Source organism: Bacillus cereus group sp. BcHK124, assembly GCF_027712065.1.
GTDB lineage: Bacteria > Bacillota > Bacilli > Bacillales > Bacillaceae_G > Bacillus_A > Bacillus_A pacificus.
The window spans coordinates 71,298-86,273 of record NZ_JAQFPJ010000015.1; the positions used below are offsets into that span (position 1 = coordinate 71,298).

Below are 14,976 nucleotides of genomic sequence, written 5' to 3' on the forward strand. Positions count from 1 at the left end.
TAGGAACCTTTAACATTACTTATCTTCGTTTAAGCCCTTTTCTAACGCTTTCCACGCTAATGTTGCACATTTAATACGTGCAGGGAACTTGCATACGCCTTGTAATGCTTCAATATCTCCTAAATCGATGCTGTCATCGTACTCTTTTCCTAGCATCATGTCAGAGAAAATTTTAGAAAGCTGAAGCGCCTCTTCAATTTTCTTACCTTTTACTGCTTGTGTCATCATGGAAGCTGAAGACATTGAGATAGAACATCCTTCTCCTTCAAACTTCGCTTCTTGCACAATACCTTCTTCTACTTTCATCGTAAGTTGAATACGATCGCCGCAAGTTGGATTGTTCAAGTTAACTGTAACACTATCTTCTAGCACGCCATGGTTACGAGGATTTTTGTAATGATCCATAATAACTTGACGATATAACGTATCTAAATTATTAAATGACATTTGTGAAATACTCCTTTGTCTTGATTAGCGATTCAACAAATGTATCAATTTCTTCTTTTGTATTATATAAATAGAAGCTCGCACGTGCTGTTGAAGAAGCTTTCAGCCACTTCATAAGCGGTTGTGCACAGTGGTGTCCTGCGCGAACTGCAATGCCTTCTACATCTAATACTGTCGCTACATCGTGAGGATGTACGTCTTCAATATTAAATGTAACAAGACCAGCGCGATGCTTTGGACCATAAATTGTAACGCCATCTACTTCTGATAGTCTTTCTAAAGCGTATTGCGCTAATTCATGCTCATGCTTTTCAATATTATCAAGACCGATTTCTTCTAGAAAATCAATTGCCGCACCAAGTCCGATTGCATTACCGATAATCGGTGTACCTGCTTCAAACTTCCACGGAAGCTCTTTCCAAGTAGATTCTTGTAAATCTACGAAATCAATCATTTCACCGCCAAATTCAATTGGCTCCATATTGTTTAGCAATTCTTTCTTACCATATAATACGCCGATACCTGTAGGTCCGCACATCTTATGAGCAGATAATGCGTAGAAATCACAGTTTAAATCTTGTACATCTACTTTCATATGAGGTGTACTTTGTGCACCGTCAACGACCATAATTGCGCCATTCTCATGTGCGATTGCTCCGATTTCTTTTACAGGGTTAATCGTTCCAAGTACATTAGAAACATACATGATAGAAACGATTTTTGTATTCGGTGTAATTGTTTGACGAGCATCTTCTATTGAAATTGTCCCATCTGGTTGAAGCGGAAGATATTTTAAAGTTGCACCAGTTTTCTTCGCAACTTGTTGCCACGGAATGATGTTACTATGGTGCTCCATGTAAGAAATAACGATTTCATCGCCTTCTTTTACATTTTCAAGACCATAGCTAGCCGCTACTGTATTTAATGCAGTTGTCGTTCCGCGCGTGAAAATAATCTCTTCCATTGATTTCGCATTAATAAACTTGCGAACTTTCTCCCGTGCACCTTCATACGCGTCGGTAGCTTTCGTACCGAGCGTATGAACACCGCGATGCACGTTAGAATTGTATTCTTTATAGTAACGTTCTAACGTTTCAATGACTTGAATTGGTTTTTGAGAAGTTGCTGCACTATCGAAATAAACAAGTTGTTTGCCGTTCACTTTTTGATCAAGAATTGGAAACTGTTTGCGTATTTCATGAATATTCATTAGCGAACTTTCCTTTCAATTACCTCAACAAGCTGTGCTTTTACTCCTTCAATTGGAAGCTCATTAACTACAGGTGCTAAGAATCCATGGATGACTAAACGTTCTGCTTCGCGTTTTGGAATACCACGGCTCATTAAGTAGTATAGTTGAGTTGGATCTACGCGACCTACTGAAGCTGCGTGACCTGCCATAACATCATCTTCGTCAATTAAAAGAATTGGGTTTGCATCACCGCGTGCTTTCTCATCTAACATAAGAACGCGAGAAGATTGTTGTGCATTTGACTTAGATGCACCGTGTTCAATCTTACCAATTCCGTTAAAGATAGATGTTGCACTATCTTTCTGTACACCGTGTTTTAAAATCCAACCTTCAGAATGTTTACCGAAGTGAACAACTTTAGTTGTAAAGTTTTGTGTTTGGTTACCACGGCCAATTGTTACTGTTTTCGTATCAGCATATGAACCGTCGCCCATTAAGTTTGTAACGTTCTCTGAAATTGTGTTTCCGTCATTCATAAGGCCTAGAGCCCAATCAACGCGGCCGTCGCGTCCAACAATACCGCGGCGGTTAACGTAAGTTGTTACGTCTTTTGCTAATAAATCAACCGCACCGAATTTCACTTGTGCGCCTTGTTCCACGATTACTTCTGCTACGATATTTGCAATACCTTTAGCATTTTCATTTGCAACGTAGTTTTCTACATAAGTTGCAGTACTGTTCGCATCAGCTACGAATAATACGTGGTTATATACGTTAGCTTCTTCGCCGTCTACTAAGAATACAGCTTGAAGTGGAGTTTCAAGAACAACGTTTTTCGGAACATATACGAATGCACCACCGTTGATTAATGCAGCATGAAGTGCAGTTAGACGATGCTCGTCTACCTTCACGCCGTCTTTCATTAAGTACTTTTGTACTAGTTCAGCATGCTCTGTTGTAGCTGTTACGATGTCTGTGAAAATAACACCTTTTTCTTTTGCTTCGTCTGCTAAAGAAACGAATGCAGTTGTACCAGTACGTTGCACTAATACGCTGTTATTTTCATCGATTAAGTTTTTCACTGCTTCTGGAAGCTCTGTTAAAGAACTTACAGGCTCTTGCTTAGCAGCGTCGCCTTTTCCGATAAAGTCCCATTTGTCAATTTTCGTTTTATCAGGAGTTGGCATTGGAAGTTCAGTTGCTTGTGCAAGAGCTTGTAAGCGGAACTCAGTCAACCAAGCTGCTTCGTTTACTTCGCTTGCGCGTTGACGGATTGTTTCTTGATCGAAAGGTAATGTACCGATTGTCATGTTTATGCTCCTCTCTTACGCTTCTTGCTCTGTTGTTTCGTCTTCAATACCTAATTCTTTTTTAATCCAGTCGTAACCTTCAGCTTCTAGACGTTGTGCAAGCTCAGGGCCACCAGATTTAACGATACGACCGTTCATCATAACGTGAACGAAGTCTGGAGTGATGTAGTTTAATAAACGTTGGTAATGCGTAATCATTAGGCAACCGAAGTCTTCGCCGCGCATTTCGTTAATACCTTTAGATACAACTTTTAATGCATCGATATCAAGACCTGAGTCAATTTCGTCTAAGATTGCGATTTTTGGCTCAATCATCATTAATTGAAGAATTTCGTTACGTTTTTTCTCACCGCCAGAGAAACCTTCGTTTAAGTAACGTTGTGCCATTTCTGGATCCATTTCTAGGAATTCCATGTTTTTATCTAATTTACGGATAAATTTCATAAGAGAAATTTCATCGCCTTCTTCACGACGTGCGTTAATTGCAGAACGTAAGAAGTCAGCGTTTGTTACTCCGCTAATTTCACTTGGATATTGCATTGCTAAGAATAGACCTGCTTGCGCGCGCTCGTCTACTTCCATTTCTAATACATCTTCACCGTCGATGATGATGCTACCTTCTGTTACTTCATATTTTGGGTGACCCATAATTGCAGAAGATAAAGTTGATTTACCTGTTCCGTTAGGTCCCATAATTGCGTGGATTTCTCCACCTTTTACTTCAAGGTTTACACCTTTTAAAATTTCTTTGCCATCAATTGATACGTGTAAGTCTTTAACCGTTAATGTAGAACCAGCCATCTCAATACCTCCATTAATCCTATATATACATTTTAAAAATTCCTAAAACGTTCATATTCTCATTTTATTCTCATTCTAATTTTATATCAAATAAAATGATATCGCAAACGATGAAAAAAAGTAACAATTTTTTCACAAATGTATATAAGTATTTCACTTGCATCCTTATATGATACACCTTTCTTCTTATTTATATAAAGAAAAAAGGACTGGTAAATTTCCAGCCCTTTCCTTATATCTATTCACTTACCGGAAGTACAGCACCTTTATATTCTTTATTAATAAAATCTTGAATTTCTTTTGAATGCAGTACTTCTACTAGCTCCTTAATTTCTTTTTTCTTCTCGTCACCTTTACGAACTGCAATAATATTTGCATACGGAGAGTCTGATCCTTCAATCGCAATCGCATCTTTTGTTGGATTTAATTTTGCATCAATTGCATAGTTTGAATTAATAAATAACGCATCACCTTCATTATTTTCATATAACTTCGGTGAAAGACCAGGCTCTACATCTGTTTTAAACTTTAAGTTTTTCGGATTTTCTACAACATCTTTTACTGTTGCTTTCACAACATCTACTCCGTCTTTTAATTTAATAACGCCGCCTTTTTGTAACAGCGCTAGCATACGGCCACGCTCCGCTACGTTATTACTCATAATCACTGTCCCACCATCTGGTAAGTCTTTTAAGCTTTTATATTTCTTAGAATAAATGCCCATTGGCTCTAAATGAATTTTCCCTGCGTTTACAATTTTATATCCTTTTTCTTGAATTTCTTTATCTAAGTAAGGAATGTGCTGGAAGTAGTTTGCATCAATTTCCTTATCCGCTAACGCTTTATTCGGCAGCACATAATCTTGGAATTTTTTAATTTCTAATTTAATACCCTTTTTCTCTAATATCGGCTGTGCCTTTTCTAAAATAACAGCGTGCGGTACGTTAGAAGCTCCCACAACCAGCTTATTCTCCTCTTTTCCTCCGCAAGCAGCTAATGTAAATACAGACAGCGCTGTAACAACTGACAATAGAATCTTTTTCATATGATGTCCCCTTCTCCCGTATAATTATGTAGTTATAAAAAGGGCTGGCATACACCAGCCCTTTTACAGCAATTATTCTTTTACAGGAACAACTGCCCCTTTATATTCTTTATTAATGAAGTCTTCGATTTCTTTAGAATGTAATACTTCTACAAGAGCTTTAATCTCTTTCTTATCTTTATCACCTTTACGAACAGCTACTACGTTTGCGTATGGTGAATCATTACTTTCAATTGCAATTGCATCTTTTTCTGGGTTTAACTTCGCATCAATTGCATAGTTCGAGTTAATTAGAACCGCGTCGCCTTCTTTATTGTTATACACTTGTGGCAATAAACCAGGCTCAATATCTGTTTTGAATTTCAAGTTTTTCGGGTTATCCGCAATATCTTTTGGAGTTGCTTTAACTGGATCTACTCCGTCTTTAATTTTTAAAATACCTTCTTTTTGTAAAATTGCTAGACCACGTCCATGGTCAGCAACTGAATTACTCATAATAATTGTCGCTCCGTCTGGAAGTTCTTTTAAGCTCTTATATTTTTGAGAATATACACCAATCGGTTCTAAATGAATCTTTCCTGCTACTTCAAAATCATATTTTTTATCTTTCATTTCTTTTTCTAAATACGGAATGTGCTGGAAGTAGTTTGCATCTAAATCCTTATCCGCTAACGATTTATTTGGTAATACGTAGTCTTGGAATTTTTTCACTTCTAACTCAATTCCTTTTTTCTCTAATAAAGGTTTAGCCTTTTCTAAAATAACCGCATGCGGCACGTTAGAAGCCCCCACAACTAGTTTCTTTTCATCTTTATCTTTTCCGCCACAAGCAGCTAGCCCCAAAATTGAAGTTGAAATCAGTGCTGTAAGTAATAATTTTTTCATTTGAAACATCCTCCCGTTTTTTATTATCGTTTATCTATTCGAGTCGTTACACGATCACCAATCCACTGAATGAAAAATACAACTAATAATACACAAATTGTCGCAACGATTGTTACGTCGTTATTTCCTCGTTGGAATCCTTCTAAATAAGCAAGTGTTCCAAGACCACCAGCACCAACAACTCCCGCCATTGCTGTATAGCCCACTAAAGCAATTGTCGTAACCGTAATACCAGATACTAACGCTGGTAACGATTCTGGAATTAACACTTTCAAAATAATTGTGCTTGTTTTTGCTCCCATCGCTTTTGAAGCTTCAATTACACCTTTATCAATTTCGCGAAGTGCAATTTCAACCATTCTTGCATAAAATGGTGCCGCTCCAATAATTAAAGCTGGAAGTGCTGCACTCGCTCCAAGAATTGTTCCAAGCAAAATCTTTGTGAATGGAATTAATAAAATGATTAAAATAATGAACGGTATCGAGCGGAAAATGTTTACGAAAGCTCCAATTGCTGTGTTAACCGCTTTGTTTTCCCATAAATTATCTTTCGCTGTCATAAAGAGTAACAATCCTAAAATGAGTCCTAAAACAAATGTGGCAAGAGCGGCGATTGCCGTCATATATAACGTTTCACCAGTTGCTTCTAACATTTGATTCCAATCAACATTTGTGAGTAACTTATCCATGTGCAATCACCTCCAGCTCTACTTGATCTTGATGTATTCCCTCTATTGCTTGCTGAATCGCTGTTTCCTCACCATTTAAATGAACAACTAAACTACCGTAAGAGCCGTTATTCGTTTGTGCGATATTTCCTTGCAAAATGCTAACTTCTATATCACTGCGTTGCATTAATCTTTGAAGTACTGGTCTTTCTACCGCTTCACCGATAAACTGCAAACGAACTACTTTTCCATCTGGATATTTTTCAATTAAACTTTCAATCGTTTCATTTGTATCTTCAGAATCCGTTAACTGCTGTACAAATCGTTTCGTAATGTCTTGCTGCGGATTACGGAACACATCAAGTACTGGACCTGTTTCTACAATCTTCCCTTTTTCCATTACTGCAACACGATTACAAATCTTTCGAATTACGTGCATCTCATGTGTAATGAGTACAATCGTTAAACCGAGACGTTTATTAATATCTAATAATAGATCTAAAATTTGATCTGTCGTTTCTGGATCAAGAGCTGACGTTGCTTCATCACATAAAAGTACTTGCGGATTGTTAGCTAACGCTCTCGCAATACCAACACGTTGCTTTTGTCCTCCGCTCAGCTGAGATGGGTACGCGTCTCCTCTTCCTTCTAATCCAACAAGATGGATTAACTCATCCACGCGTTTTCTTCTCTTCGCCTTATCAACACCTGCAATTTCAAGTGGGAACTCAATATTTTCACGTACAGTTCGTGACCAAAGTAAGTTGAAGTGTTGAAAAATCATTCCGATTTCTTGCCTTGCCTTACGAAGTTCGCTTCCTGTAATCGCTGAAATCACGCGATTTGCAATTGTAATTTGGCCTGAAGTTGGTTTCTCCAACTGATTGAATAATCGAATTAAAGAACTTTTTCCAGCGCCACTATATCCGATAACACCAAATATTTCACCTTTATCTATTTTTAAATTGGCATTATCTACAGCAGTGACATCACCGCTTTTTGCTTTATATATTTTCTTTACATTCTCTAATAGAATCATGGTGTATCACCCCTTTTTTGTTTGGATCGACTCCGCAATTTTTTATGTTTAATGCGTGTAGTCCACCGTTATCACTACTTTTATTATTTGAATGTCCTCCACATTCAAACAACAAAAAAACCTTTCCGCTTTAGAGAAGCAGAAAGGTTTATGTGCGTATATAACAACATTATCCCTCTCTCTCATCTCTCAAAGCATTTGCTTTGCAGGAATTGGCACCATTTCAACATAAAGTTGACGGTTGCCGGGCTTCACAGGGCACAGTCCCTCCACCTCTCTTGATAAGAGAAATCAGATTACATTTTCGTCTGATTTGTAATTTATGAAATTATCTATATTTTATGAATTGAATTGTATCAATATCCACACACCATGTCAACAGAAATTTTCGCAAAAAATGAAACTTCAGAATTTTAAGCACCTACTGACATTGGTTTACATATATGAAACATCGATTCAACTAATAGCATCGTTCGATACGTTCCCGAATATTGTACACGTCCATCGTTCATTAACATTTGCAATCGTACATTGCCGTTCACCAATTGTTTTACATCTTCTTCATCTACACAAACAATTTGCTCTGTTCCTCTTTCTTCTTTCAACAGCTCTATATAATCTCTTGAAATTTGTAACGAACAACTTTCATCTCCAAAGCGGAAATTAACAGTTTTTTCTCCTTGTCTTAAAAGCGGTTCTAAATGATATTGACCATTAGCGTAATTTACAAATGATTGCAGCAAAGAATATAATTTCACTCTAAATCACATCCTTCATATCACTTTCTATTACACATACCATTCCCTCTCACTAAAGAGCAATCCTGTTATTTTCGCTCGACAAATACTGTAACCACCCTGCATCTCGACATATTTCCCGAGAAATATGTCGAGGCGGCAAAAACTTTGCCGCCTACTTTAATTCCGTATATAAATATTCAACCGAATGAAATGCGTATATCTTCTTCATCAGTGTCCCATTTTCAAAAACAAGTAAACAAGGTACACTTTCGATCCCATACTCTTTCGCGAAATGCGGAGCATAATTTAAATCTAACATTCCAATTTTCAAACCTTCAATTGTCATCTCAACGACAGTTAACATCTTTTTTGCTAATTGGCATGTTCCACACATTGGAGTATATACATATAACACTGTTTTTTCTTCATTCTCTATTAGAGCTGTAGCTTCGGCTCCTGTCCAGTCAATCACTTCTATCATTCCTTACCGTAAATATTCTGTATAAACGTCAATGTCAGCTCCCCATAATACATTTGCTAAGTGTGAAGATGGCGCAGTTGCCACTTCTCGGTACGAGCGATCAATATAAATATGCTCTGCTTGCGGGAATTCTTTTCGAAATTGTTTCCTTAACTTTTCTCCAGCATCATCAGCATCCACTAGTACATACACTTCCTTATCAAAAAACTGATCAACGAGCTCATCCATTTTCGACAAACCAATTGTACCATTTGTACAAACAATTTCCACCGGTTCCCGAATAATAGATTCAATCTTTCTTCTATCTGATGTACCTTCTACAATAATGACTTTTTCTACATAAACCATATGTCATCACCCGATCACCATATACTATACAACCTTTAACTTAGTATATAGTATATTCGTTATTTTCATGTTGTTTCCTGTTTATTTTTGCAAAAGAAAAGCGCAAGCGGCTCGTTCAGATTGCGAGGGGGATGGAGCTTCTGACGTAAAGGCGCTTTTTGCCTTGCAAGAAGAAGCGAAAACAGCTAGAACTATATAAAGCTTAAAACAAAAAAGTTTTTCCAAAAAACGTTCTCCCACACGATAATTAGTATATGATTCTACGTTCATTATTTTACATAAAATAAAAAAGGACAGCACAAAGGCTGTCCTTCAGTCGACTATAATTAGTCTTGGTTTGTCATTTCTGCATATTTTTCAGCAGTTAATAACTTCTCAACTTGGCTTGCATCAGAAAGTTCAACTTTAACCATCCATGCACCCTCGTATGGAGATTCGTTAACAAGTTCTGGTTGGTCACTTAATTCTTCGTTTACTGCTACAACTTTACCGCTTACAGGTGCGTATAATTCAGAAACTGTTTTAACAGATTCTACGCTTCCGAATGGCTCGTCAGCTTCGATTGTTGCACCTACTTCTGGAAGTTCAACGAATACGATATCGCCTAGCTCACTTTGTGCAAAGTGAGTAATACCGATAACAACTTCATTACCTTCAGTTTTTACCCATTCGTGTTCTTCAGAGTAACGTAAATTATTTGGAATGCTCATGACTGTACCTCCAGTGAATGTATTAATTATGTAAAAATACCTTATTGGTACTTTTTCCACACACTTTCAAACTGCTCTTCGTTAAAACCAAGTGTTACCTTCGTTCCATCTGTTACAATTGGACGTTTAATCAACATGCCATCAGATGCTAAAAGCTCGTACATTTCGTCTTCACTTGCATCTTTTAACTTATCTTTCAGACCAAGTTCACGGTAACGCATTCCACTTGTATTAAAGAATTTTTTTAATGGTAATTCACTTTTTTCATGTAAATTACGTAAATCTTCTTTTGATGGTGGATTTTCAACAATATGAATCATCTCATATGCTACATCGTTTGCCTCAAACCATTTCTTTGCTTTTTGACATGTGCCACACTTTGGATATGAATAAAATGTTACTGTCATAAATTCACCTACTTTTTTACTAACCTTTACCTTTATCATATAGAAAACGTTTTATTATTTCAAACGATTATTCGCTAAACTTTTACTTATTTCGTGATAATTTTTAATAATCCTGCAAATTTTTCTTATTTTTCCGCCATTTCTTAAGGAAAAATAAATATATAAATTTTTTTAGATTCTTCTCTTATCACTCTCCGAACATATATCTTAAACAAACGTTTGATTAACTCCCCTTTTTTCTTTGTTAACCCTTGAGCTGTATCGCTTTCTTCCTACCGAACATACTTCTTAAACAAACGTTTGATTAATCCCCCTTTTTTCTTTGTTCACCCCCTGAGCTCCATCAGTTTCTTCCTACCGAACATACTTCTTAAACAAACGTTTATTTAAAAAATAAGAAGCCTAGTTTACAGGCTCCTTCATTATCGACTTAAATAATCTGCAATTGTTTGAAATACGACGATATACATATTATGAATGCTTTCTTCAGTATTTCCGCCATTCGATAAACCAACTGCCCATTGTTGTCCTTCACCACTTCCAATATTTGCAAACCCTTGCGTATACATCGCATTTACATCTTTTCGGGCACTGTTATACTCTATCCCTTTTGTAATAAAAATCGAATATGATTTATCTTGTAAACCGATAAAAAATACTGGTTTCTTTAGTGATGAAAATACATTTTTATATTGCTCTGTTGAGGCTTCTTGAAAGTGATCTTTCATTATGAGAAAACCATCTACTTCCTTAGATTTCTTTTCCAGTTCCTCTAACTTCATTTCCTCAAACTTTACATTCCTAAACGTATCTTTCGGTTTTTCTCCAACAACTCCAATTACGAGTGCTCTTCCGTTATATTCTAATTTCTCTCCTTCTTTATCCTTTGCACACCCAGCACTCGCTAGGCATATCAATATAAAAACTAAGAAATACGATAAACGCTTCATTTAGCACCCTCCCCTTCTTTTCAGTCAAGTGACAAAAACGTAAGGTTCATTCAAGAAAATGTAAGCAAAATCGATAGCCCAAATTACGTTTCTATATTATAATCAATTGAATTTACTTACATTACTAAACATAGGAGATTATCATGAAGAAATTTAAACTTTCATCTTTTCTTCCGTTAAGTTATATACTTCTACTCGTACTCGTAAGTCCCCTTTACGATGTATTAAATAAATCGACTGTACACGCAGTAGATGTCACAACTGTAGTAGATGATTGGATTCCATTTGTGAAAGCATTTATTATTCCTTATTTACTTTGGTTTCCTTACTTATACGGCGCACTTATTTATTACTGCTTTGCAGATCGAAAACAATATTATGTCACTTTAAGTAGTATCATTCTTGGAAAACTTGCTTGTTTTTCTATTTATTATTTTTGGCAGACAACTGTACCACGTCCAACAGTAGTTGGATCCGACGTATTTTCCGAACTAGTCCGCTATATTTATAGTATCGATCAACCGGTGAACTGTTTCCCTAGCATTCACGTTCTTACTACCTTTATCATTATGTTAGCTGCCTTTAGACGTAGAGAACAACATGCTTTTGAATATTACATTCTTACCTTCTTCGGTACGCTTATTATTTTATCAACGCTATTTACGAAGCAACATGCCTTTGTAGACGCCATTTCTGGAATGACGCTTGCAAGCATACTTTACTTCGGCGTTCAGCTGTTATTAGCAAAAGAAACGGTACGTGTTCCAGTAAAACAGAATTATAAAATGTAAAAAGCAGACTGTGGCTTCTCAGTCTGCTTTTCTCTATATAAAAGGAGATGTTCAAGTTAAGATTGCGGTACAGTCATATCACCAGAGTGAATACGACCTGCTTTTTTAAGAGCAATGTAAAGTATATAAGAAACAGCTACTGGAATGACGATATAAGTGATTACCATCGCTGGGACAACTTCCCATCCTTCGCTGGAAATTAAATTAATTGGTGCGATAAGAGAACTTAATCCAAGACCTGCAATTTCTTTTCCTGCTTCCAGTTGGAAAATTAATGCTGATACTGGACCAACTATTGCACTGGCGACGACAGTTGGGACGAGAATCATTGGATTTTTAGTGATATTTGGCAACTGTACTTTCGGAGTACACAGAGCTTGAGCTAATATACCACCTAAATTATTTTCTTTCGCTGAGATGACAGAGAATCCGATAAACTGAGCAACGCAGCCTGCAAGAGCAGCACCACCTGCAACACCGTCTAAGCTAAGTGCAATCGCTAACGCAGCTGATGAAGCTGGAGAGATAAGTAATAGTCCCCAAACGACTGCAATAACGATAGAAGCGATGAACGGGCTACCAGCTGAACTATCTTTAATGAATGCTCCAACTGTATTTAAAACGGGAGTAATATTATGAGATAACCAAATGCCGACTAAACCAGAACCTAATATTGCCGCAAATGGAACGAGCATCATATCTAACGCAGTTTTTCCACTTAAACGTTTACCAATATATACAGCTAAAGTCGCTGTTAATAATGCACCGATTGGCTCACCTGTTTTAATAATTAGACCTGCTTCAGTAATTGAAATGGATCCGGCACCAATTGCTCCAGCTACCATAGCCGAGAAAATTACAAGTCCATTTGCACCAAGCATAAAAGCAATTCCGGCACCAATGGCTGGTGCCATAAGTGATTTTGCAACAACTCCGATTGTAATAAGCAACGGAATATCAACAATTCTTCCTATATTTTCGATTAGTAAACCAATTCCAAGGGATACGAAAATACCTTGTGCGATTCCAGCTGATGCTTTAAATACACGAGACATTATATATTCCTTCATTTGTTTCACCTTCTCCTATAAGTTAGTAACCAATTGTTTTCATATAATCACGTAAAATATCGTTTGATTTTGCGAATCGAGATTCTTCATCCTCTGTTAAATTTAGTTCTACAATTTCTCTTATACCATCTCTAGTAATAATAGCTGGTACTCCTGTACAAATATCATATTCACCATACTCACCATCTAAAATGGCTGATACAGCAATTACACGGTGATCATCGTTAAAGATTGAGTTTGCAATATATGCTAGAGAGTTTCCGATTCCATAATAAGTAGTACCTTTTCGTTTATAAATTTCCCATCCGGCTTTTGCAGTCTTCTCAACGATTTCATCTAAATCTATTTCACCAAATCGTTCTTTTTGTTCTTCTAAGATTTGCAGAATTGGTTTTCCACCAACAGTTACGTGTGACCAAGCAACCATTTGAGAATCACCATGTTCTCCTAATGAATACCCGTGAATACTACGAGGATCTACATGTAACATTTCAGATAAAATTGTTCGTAAGCGAGAAGAATCTAGTGATGTACCAGTACCGATCACACGATTTCTAGGTAATCCAGATAATTTCCAGACTTGATATGTAATAATATCAACTGGGTTCGATGCAAGTAAGAAAATACCATCAAATCCACTTTCCATTACGCCGCCAACAACACTTTCCATAATCTTTGCACTTGCTCCTAAAGTATCTAAGCGACTTTGCCCTGGTTTTGGCGCTGGTCCTGCTGTAATAATAACGATGTCCATATCTTTGCAGTCTTCATAGCTTCCTGCATATACTTTTGTTCTTGTATTTGTAAAGTTAATGCAGTGTGATAAATCCATTGCTTCCCCAACTGCACGTTCATGATTTATATCAATTAATAATAGCTCTTCGCAAATGCCTTGATTGACAATGGAATATGCACAACTTGATCCAACTAATCCAGTACCGATAATCGCAATTTTTCTTGTATGTCTTTTCATAGCAATCTCTCCTAATTGATCATATAATCTATTTCTTTTGTTCCTTACACTCCTAATTATAGAGGTTCCCACGATAGAAACCATGGATACTTTGTGAAATATTGAACAAAGTTTTGTCCTTTTTGTGAATTGTTATATTACATTTTCGTCATATTTGTTACAACTGGAAAAATATTTATTATGTATTTATTGACATATACAAAAAGAAAACGAGCGAATAGATTCGCTCGTTTTCTTTTTCCTGTTATTCCGCACTTAATTGGCTTTTTAATTGTTGTACAATCATCGGATTTGCAGGTGCTGCCGGTTTGTAATAACTCTTTTGCTTTGCGTACTCATACATATTACGTTGGCGCATTTCATCTTGATTACGAATTTGAATTAACGTTTGGTGTAACTGTTCATTATCAGACTGAGCAATATAATTTGCATAACTTGTTAAACTTGCATTTAATCCTGCTAAATAATCATTTACCATATCTTTTTCATTCATCTTTCGCTTCCTCCTATCCTAAGAAAGTCATTAATTGTTGTTTCGTATTTCGTGCATCTTGCGCATCTTTTTGTAGCATTTGTTTCAGTTGTGGATCTGTACATGTCTGTGCATACTGCTCCAACTTGTTAATAATTGTTGCGTGTCCACCAATTAAATGACGTAAGTTTTCTACTTCAAGCTCTGTTAAATTTTGCATGGAATACTCCTACCTTTCTTCTTTCATTCTTCTTTAGTATTCTGCTCTTTTTAAATCGTATTCATGAAAAAGCTTTCTTACATTTCAAATCAATCACATCTATTTATAAATACAAAAAAATGTTATAATTACAGAAAAATAAAAATATTCAAAAGCTAACCTTATAATAACAGTATAATCCTCAAACAAACCATGGTAGGTGTGCTCATGCAAAAATATGTTAAAGTTACCTTCTTTATCATTTACGCAATCCTCTATGTAAAATTGTTGATTGATATATTAACTTTAAAGCCATTACTCACTTCTATACCGTTACATATGTTATTTCTCATTTGCTTTTTATTTATAACACTTAACAATTATAAAAATCGTAACACTACGTTTTTCTTAGTATTTATTAGTGCAACTCTATTAGTAAGTATTAGTT

The 14,976-nt window shown here is 36.3% G+C and carries 19 protein-coding genes and 1 riboswitch; of the genes, 1 reads left to right on the forward strand and 18 read right to left on the reverse strand.

All coding sequences use genetic code 11. From position 1 onward, the window contains the following. Positions 1-15: 15 nt before the first annotated feature. The 14 genes from sufU to PDK19_RS19780 all read right to left on the reverse strand — a co-directional run bounded on the left by sufU (position 16) and on the right by PDK19_RS19780 (position 11,023). Positions 16-447, reverse strand: coding sequence for a Fe-S cluster assembly sulfur transfer protein SufU (sufU, locus tag PDK19_RS19715; protein ID WP_000009523.1), 432 nt, complete (start codon positions 445-447; stop codon positions 16-18). Then, a complete protein-coding gene (gene sufS, locus PDK19_RS19720; protein ID WP_001020761.1) occupies positions 437-1,657 on the reverse strand; it encodes a cysteine desulfurase SufS in 1,221 nt (406 codons plus the stop codon). The genes sufU and sufS overlap by 11 nt, the downstream gene beginning before the upstream one ends. Next, on the reverse strand, positions 1,657-2,949 hold the full coding sequence (gene sufD / locus PDK19_RS19725) for a Fe-S cluster assembly protein SufD (protein WP_270707886.1): 1,293 nt from the start codon (positions 2,947-2,949) through the stop codon (positions 1,657-1,659). The genes sufS and sufD overlap by 1 nt, the downstream gene beginning before the upstream one ends. Positions 2,950-2,964: 15 nt before the next feature. Next, positions 2,965-3,750 carry a Fe-S cluster assembly ATPase SufC gene (sufC, locus tag PDK19_RS19730; RefSeq protein WP_000929157.1) on the reverse strand — a complete coding sequence of 262 codons (786 nt, stop codon included), beginning with the start codon at positions 3,748-3,750 and terminating at the stop codon, positions 2,965-2,967. 238 nt (positions 3,751-3,988) lie between these two features. Then, entirely contained in the window at positions 3,989-4,795 is an 807-nt protein-coding gene (metQ, locus tag PDK19_RS19735; protein ID WP_000722401.1) for a methionine ABC transporter substrate-binding lipoprotein MetQ, read from the reverse strand. 72 nt (positions 4,796-4,867) lie between these two features. After that, entirely contained in the window at positions 4,868-5,680 is an 813-nt protein-coding gene (gene metQ / locus PDK19_RS19740) for a methionine ABC transporter substrate-binding lipoprotein MetQ (protein WP_016718832.1), read from the reverse strand. Between the two features lie 23 nt (positions 5,681-5,703). After that, positions 5,704-6,369 carry a methionine ABC transporter permease gene (locus PDK19_RS19745; protein ID WP_000359556.1) on the reverse strand — a complete coding sequence of 222 codons (666 nt, stop codon included), beginning with the start codon at positions 6,367-6,369 and terminating at the stop codon, positions 5,704-5,706. Next, positions 6,362-7,387 (reverse strand): methionine ABC transporter ATP-binding protein, encoded by a 1,026-nt coding sequence (locus tag PDK19_RS19750; RefSeq protein WP_000601759.1) that lies wholly within the window; start codon positions 7,385-7,387, stop codon positions 6,362-6,364. Before PDK19_RS19750 ends, PDK19_RS19745 begins: the two co-directional genes overlap by 8 nt. Positions 7,388-7,566: 179 nt before the next feature. Continuing rightward, a riboswitch (SAM riboswitch) is annotated at positions 7,567-7,675 on the reverse strand. A gap of 125 nt (positions 7,676-7,800) precedes the next feature. Beyond that, positions 7,801-8,145: a hypothetical protein gene (locus PDK19_RS19755; RefSeq protein ID WP_270707888.1), complete on the reverse strand. Its 345-nt coding sequence runs from the start codon at positions 8,143-8,145 to the stop codon at positions 7,801-7,803. Between the two features lie 154 nt (positions 8,146-8,299). Beyond that, on the reverse strand, positions 8,300-8,608 hold the full coding sequence (locus PDK19_RS19760; protein WP_001974355.1) for a thioredoxin family protein: 309 nt from the start codon (positions 8,606-8,608) through the stop codon (positions 8,300-8,302). A 3-nt stretch (positions 8,609-8,611) separates the two neighbouring features. Then, positions 8,612-8,956 (reverse strand): toprim domain-containing protein, encoded by a 345-nt coding sequence (locus tag PDK19_RS19765; protein WP_000263237.1) that lies wholly within the window; start codon positions 8,954-8,956, stop codon positions 8,612-8,614. A 326-nt stretch (positions 8,957-9,282) separates the two neighbouring features. Then, positions 9,283-9,666 carry a glycine cleavage system protein GcvH gene (gene gcvH, locus PDK19_RS19770; RefSeq protein WP_000026900.1) on the reverse strand — a complete coding sequence of 128 codons (384 nt, stop codon included), beginning with the start codon at positions 9,664-9,666 and terminating at the stop codon, positions 9,283-9,285. Between the two features lie 41 nt (positions 9,667-9,707). After that, positions 9,708-10,073 carry an arsenate reductase family protein gene (locus tag PDK19_RS19775; protein WP_000218967.1) on the reverse strand — a complete coding sequence of 122 codons (366 nt, stop codon included), beginning with the start codon at positions 10,071-10,073 and terminating at the stop codon, positions 9,708-9,710. A 422-nt stretch (positions 10,074-10,495) separates the two neighbouring features. Then, positions 10,496-11,023, reverse strand: coding sequence for a hypothetical protein (locus tag PDK19_RS19780; RefSeq protein WP_000826900.1), 528 nt, complete (start codon positions 11,021-11,023; stop codon positions 10,496-10,498). A 143-nt stretch (positions 11,024-11,166) separates the two neighbouring features. On the opposite strand from PDK19_RS19780, the gene PDK19_RS19785 reads away from it, so the two are divergent. Continuing rightward, positions 11,167-11,814: a phosphatase PAP2 family protein gene (locus PDK19_RS19785; protein WP_088106281.1), complete on the forward strand. Its 648-nt coding sequence runs from the start codon at positions 11,167-11,169 to the stop codon at positions 11,812-11,814. A gap of 56 nt (positions 11,815-11,870) precedes the next feature. On the opposite strand, the gene PDK19_RS19790 is transcribed toward PDK19_RS19785, so the two are convergent. The 4 genes from PDK19_RS19790 to PDK19_RS19805 form a co-directional block, all read right to left on the reverse strand. Beyond that, positions 11,871-12,884: a PTS transporter subunit IIC gene (locus PDK19_RS19790; RefSeq protein ID WP_000666177.1), complete on the reverse strand. Its 1,014-nt coding sequence runs from the start codon at positions 12,882-12,884 to the stop codon at positions 11,871-11,873. A 22-nt stretch (positions 12,885-12,906) separates the two neighbouring features. Continuing rightward, positions 12,907-13,857: an L-lactate dehydrogenase gene (locus PDK19_RS19795; protein ID WP_000820657.1), complete on the reverse strand. Its 951-nt coding sequence runs from the start codon at positions 13,855-13,857 to the stop codon at positions 12,907-12,909. Between the two features lie 244 nt (positions 13,858-14,101). Further along, entirely contained in the window at positions 14,102-14,350 is a 249-nt protein-coding gene (locus tag PDK19_RS19800; protein ID WP_001002987.1) for a spore coat protein, read from the reverse strand. Between the two features lie 13 nt (positions 14,351-14,363). Then, on the reverse strand, positions 14,364-14,549 hold the full coding sequence (locus PDK19_RS19805; protein ID WP_001180555.1) for a hypothetical protein: 186 nt from the start codon (positions 14,547-14,549) through the stop codon (positions 14,364-14,366). Positions 14,550-14,976: the final 427 nt, after the last annotated feature.

What these genes read in the sequence shown, in the direction of transcription:
- sufU (WP_000009523.1), bottom strand. Translation starts at nt 447, where the DNA reads ATGTCATTTAATAATTTAGATACGTTATATCGTCAAGTTATTATGGAT.
- sufS (WP_001020761.1), bottom strand. Translation starts at nt 1,657, where the DNA reads ATGAATATTCATGAAATACGCAAACAGTTTCCAATTCTTGATCAAAAA.
- sufD (WP_270707886.1), bottom strand. Translation starts at nt 2,949, where the DNA reads ATGACAATCGGTACATTACCTTTCGATCAAGAAACAATCCGTCAACGC.
- sufC (WP_000929157.1), bottom strand. Translation starts at nt 3,750, where the DNA reads ATGGCTGGTTCTACATTAACGGTTAAAGACTTACACGTATCAATTGAT.
- metQ (WP_000722401.1), bottom strand. Translation starts at nt 4,795, where the DNA reads ATGAAAAAGATTCTATTGTCAGTTGTTACAGCGCTGTCTGTATTTACA.
- metQ (WP_016718832.1), bottom strand. Translation starts at nt 5,680, where the DNA reads ATGAAAAAATTATTACTTACAGCACTGATTTCAACTTCAATTTTGGGG.
- PDK19_RS19745 (WP_000359556.1), bottom strand. Translation starts at nt 6,369, where the DNA reads ATGGATAAGTTACTCACAAATGTTGATTGGAATCAAATGTTAGAAGCA.
- PDK19_RS19750 (WP_000601759.1), bottom strand. Translation starts at nt 7,387, where the DNA reads ATGATTCTATTAGAGAATGTAAAGAAAATATATAAAGCAAAAAGCGGT.
- PDK19_RS19760 (WP_001974355.1), bottom strand. Translation starts at nt 8,608, where the DNA reads ATGATAGAAGTGATTGACTGGACAGGAGCCGAAGCTACAGCTCTAATA.
- PDK19_RS19765 (WP_000263237.1), bottom strand. Translation starts at nt 8,956, where the DNA reads ATGGTTTATGTAGAAAAAGTCATTATTGTAGAAGGTACATCAGATAGA.
- gcvH (WP_000026900.1), bottom strand. Translation starts at nt 9,666, where the DNA reads ATGAGCATTCCAAATAATTTACGTTACTCTGAAGAACACGAATGGGTA.
- PDK19_RS19775 (WP_000218967.1), bottom strand. Translation starts at nt 10,073, where the DNA reads ATGACAGTAACATTTTATTCATATCCAAAGTGTGGCACATGTCAAAAA.
- PDK19_RS19780 (WP_000826900.1), bottom strand. Translation starts at nt 11,023, where the DNA reads ATGAAGCGTTTATCGTATTTCTTAGTTTTTATATTGATATGCCTAGCG.
- PDK19_RS19785 (WP_088106281.1), top strand. Translation starts at nt 11,167, where the DNA reads ATGAAGAAATTTAAACTTTCATCTTTTCTTCCGTTAAGTTATATACTT.
- PDK19_RS19790 (WP_000666177.1), bottom strand. Translation starts at nt 12,884, where the DNA reads ATGAAGGAATATATAATGTCTCGTGTATTTAAAGCATCAGCTGGAATC.
- PDK19_RS19795 (WP_000820657.1), bottom strand. Translation starts at nt 13,857, where the DNA reads ATGAAAAGACATACAAGAAAAATTGCGATTATCGGTACTGGATTAGTT.
- PDK19_RS19800 (WP_001002987.1), bottom strand. Translation starts at nt 14,350, where the DNA reads ATGAATGAAAAAGATATGGTAAATGATTATTTAGCAGGATTAAATGCA.
- PDK19_RS19805 (WP_001180555.1), bottom strand. Translation starts at nt 14,549, where the DNA reads ATGCAAAATTTAACAGAGCTTGAAGTAGAAAACTTACGTCATTTAATT.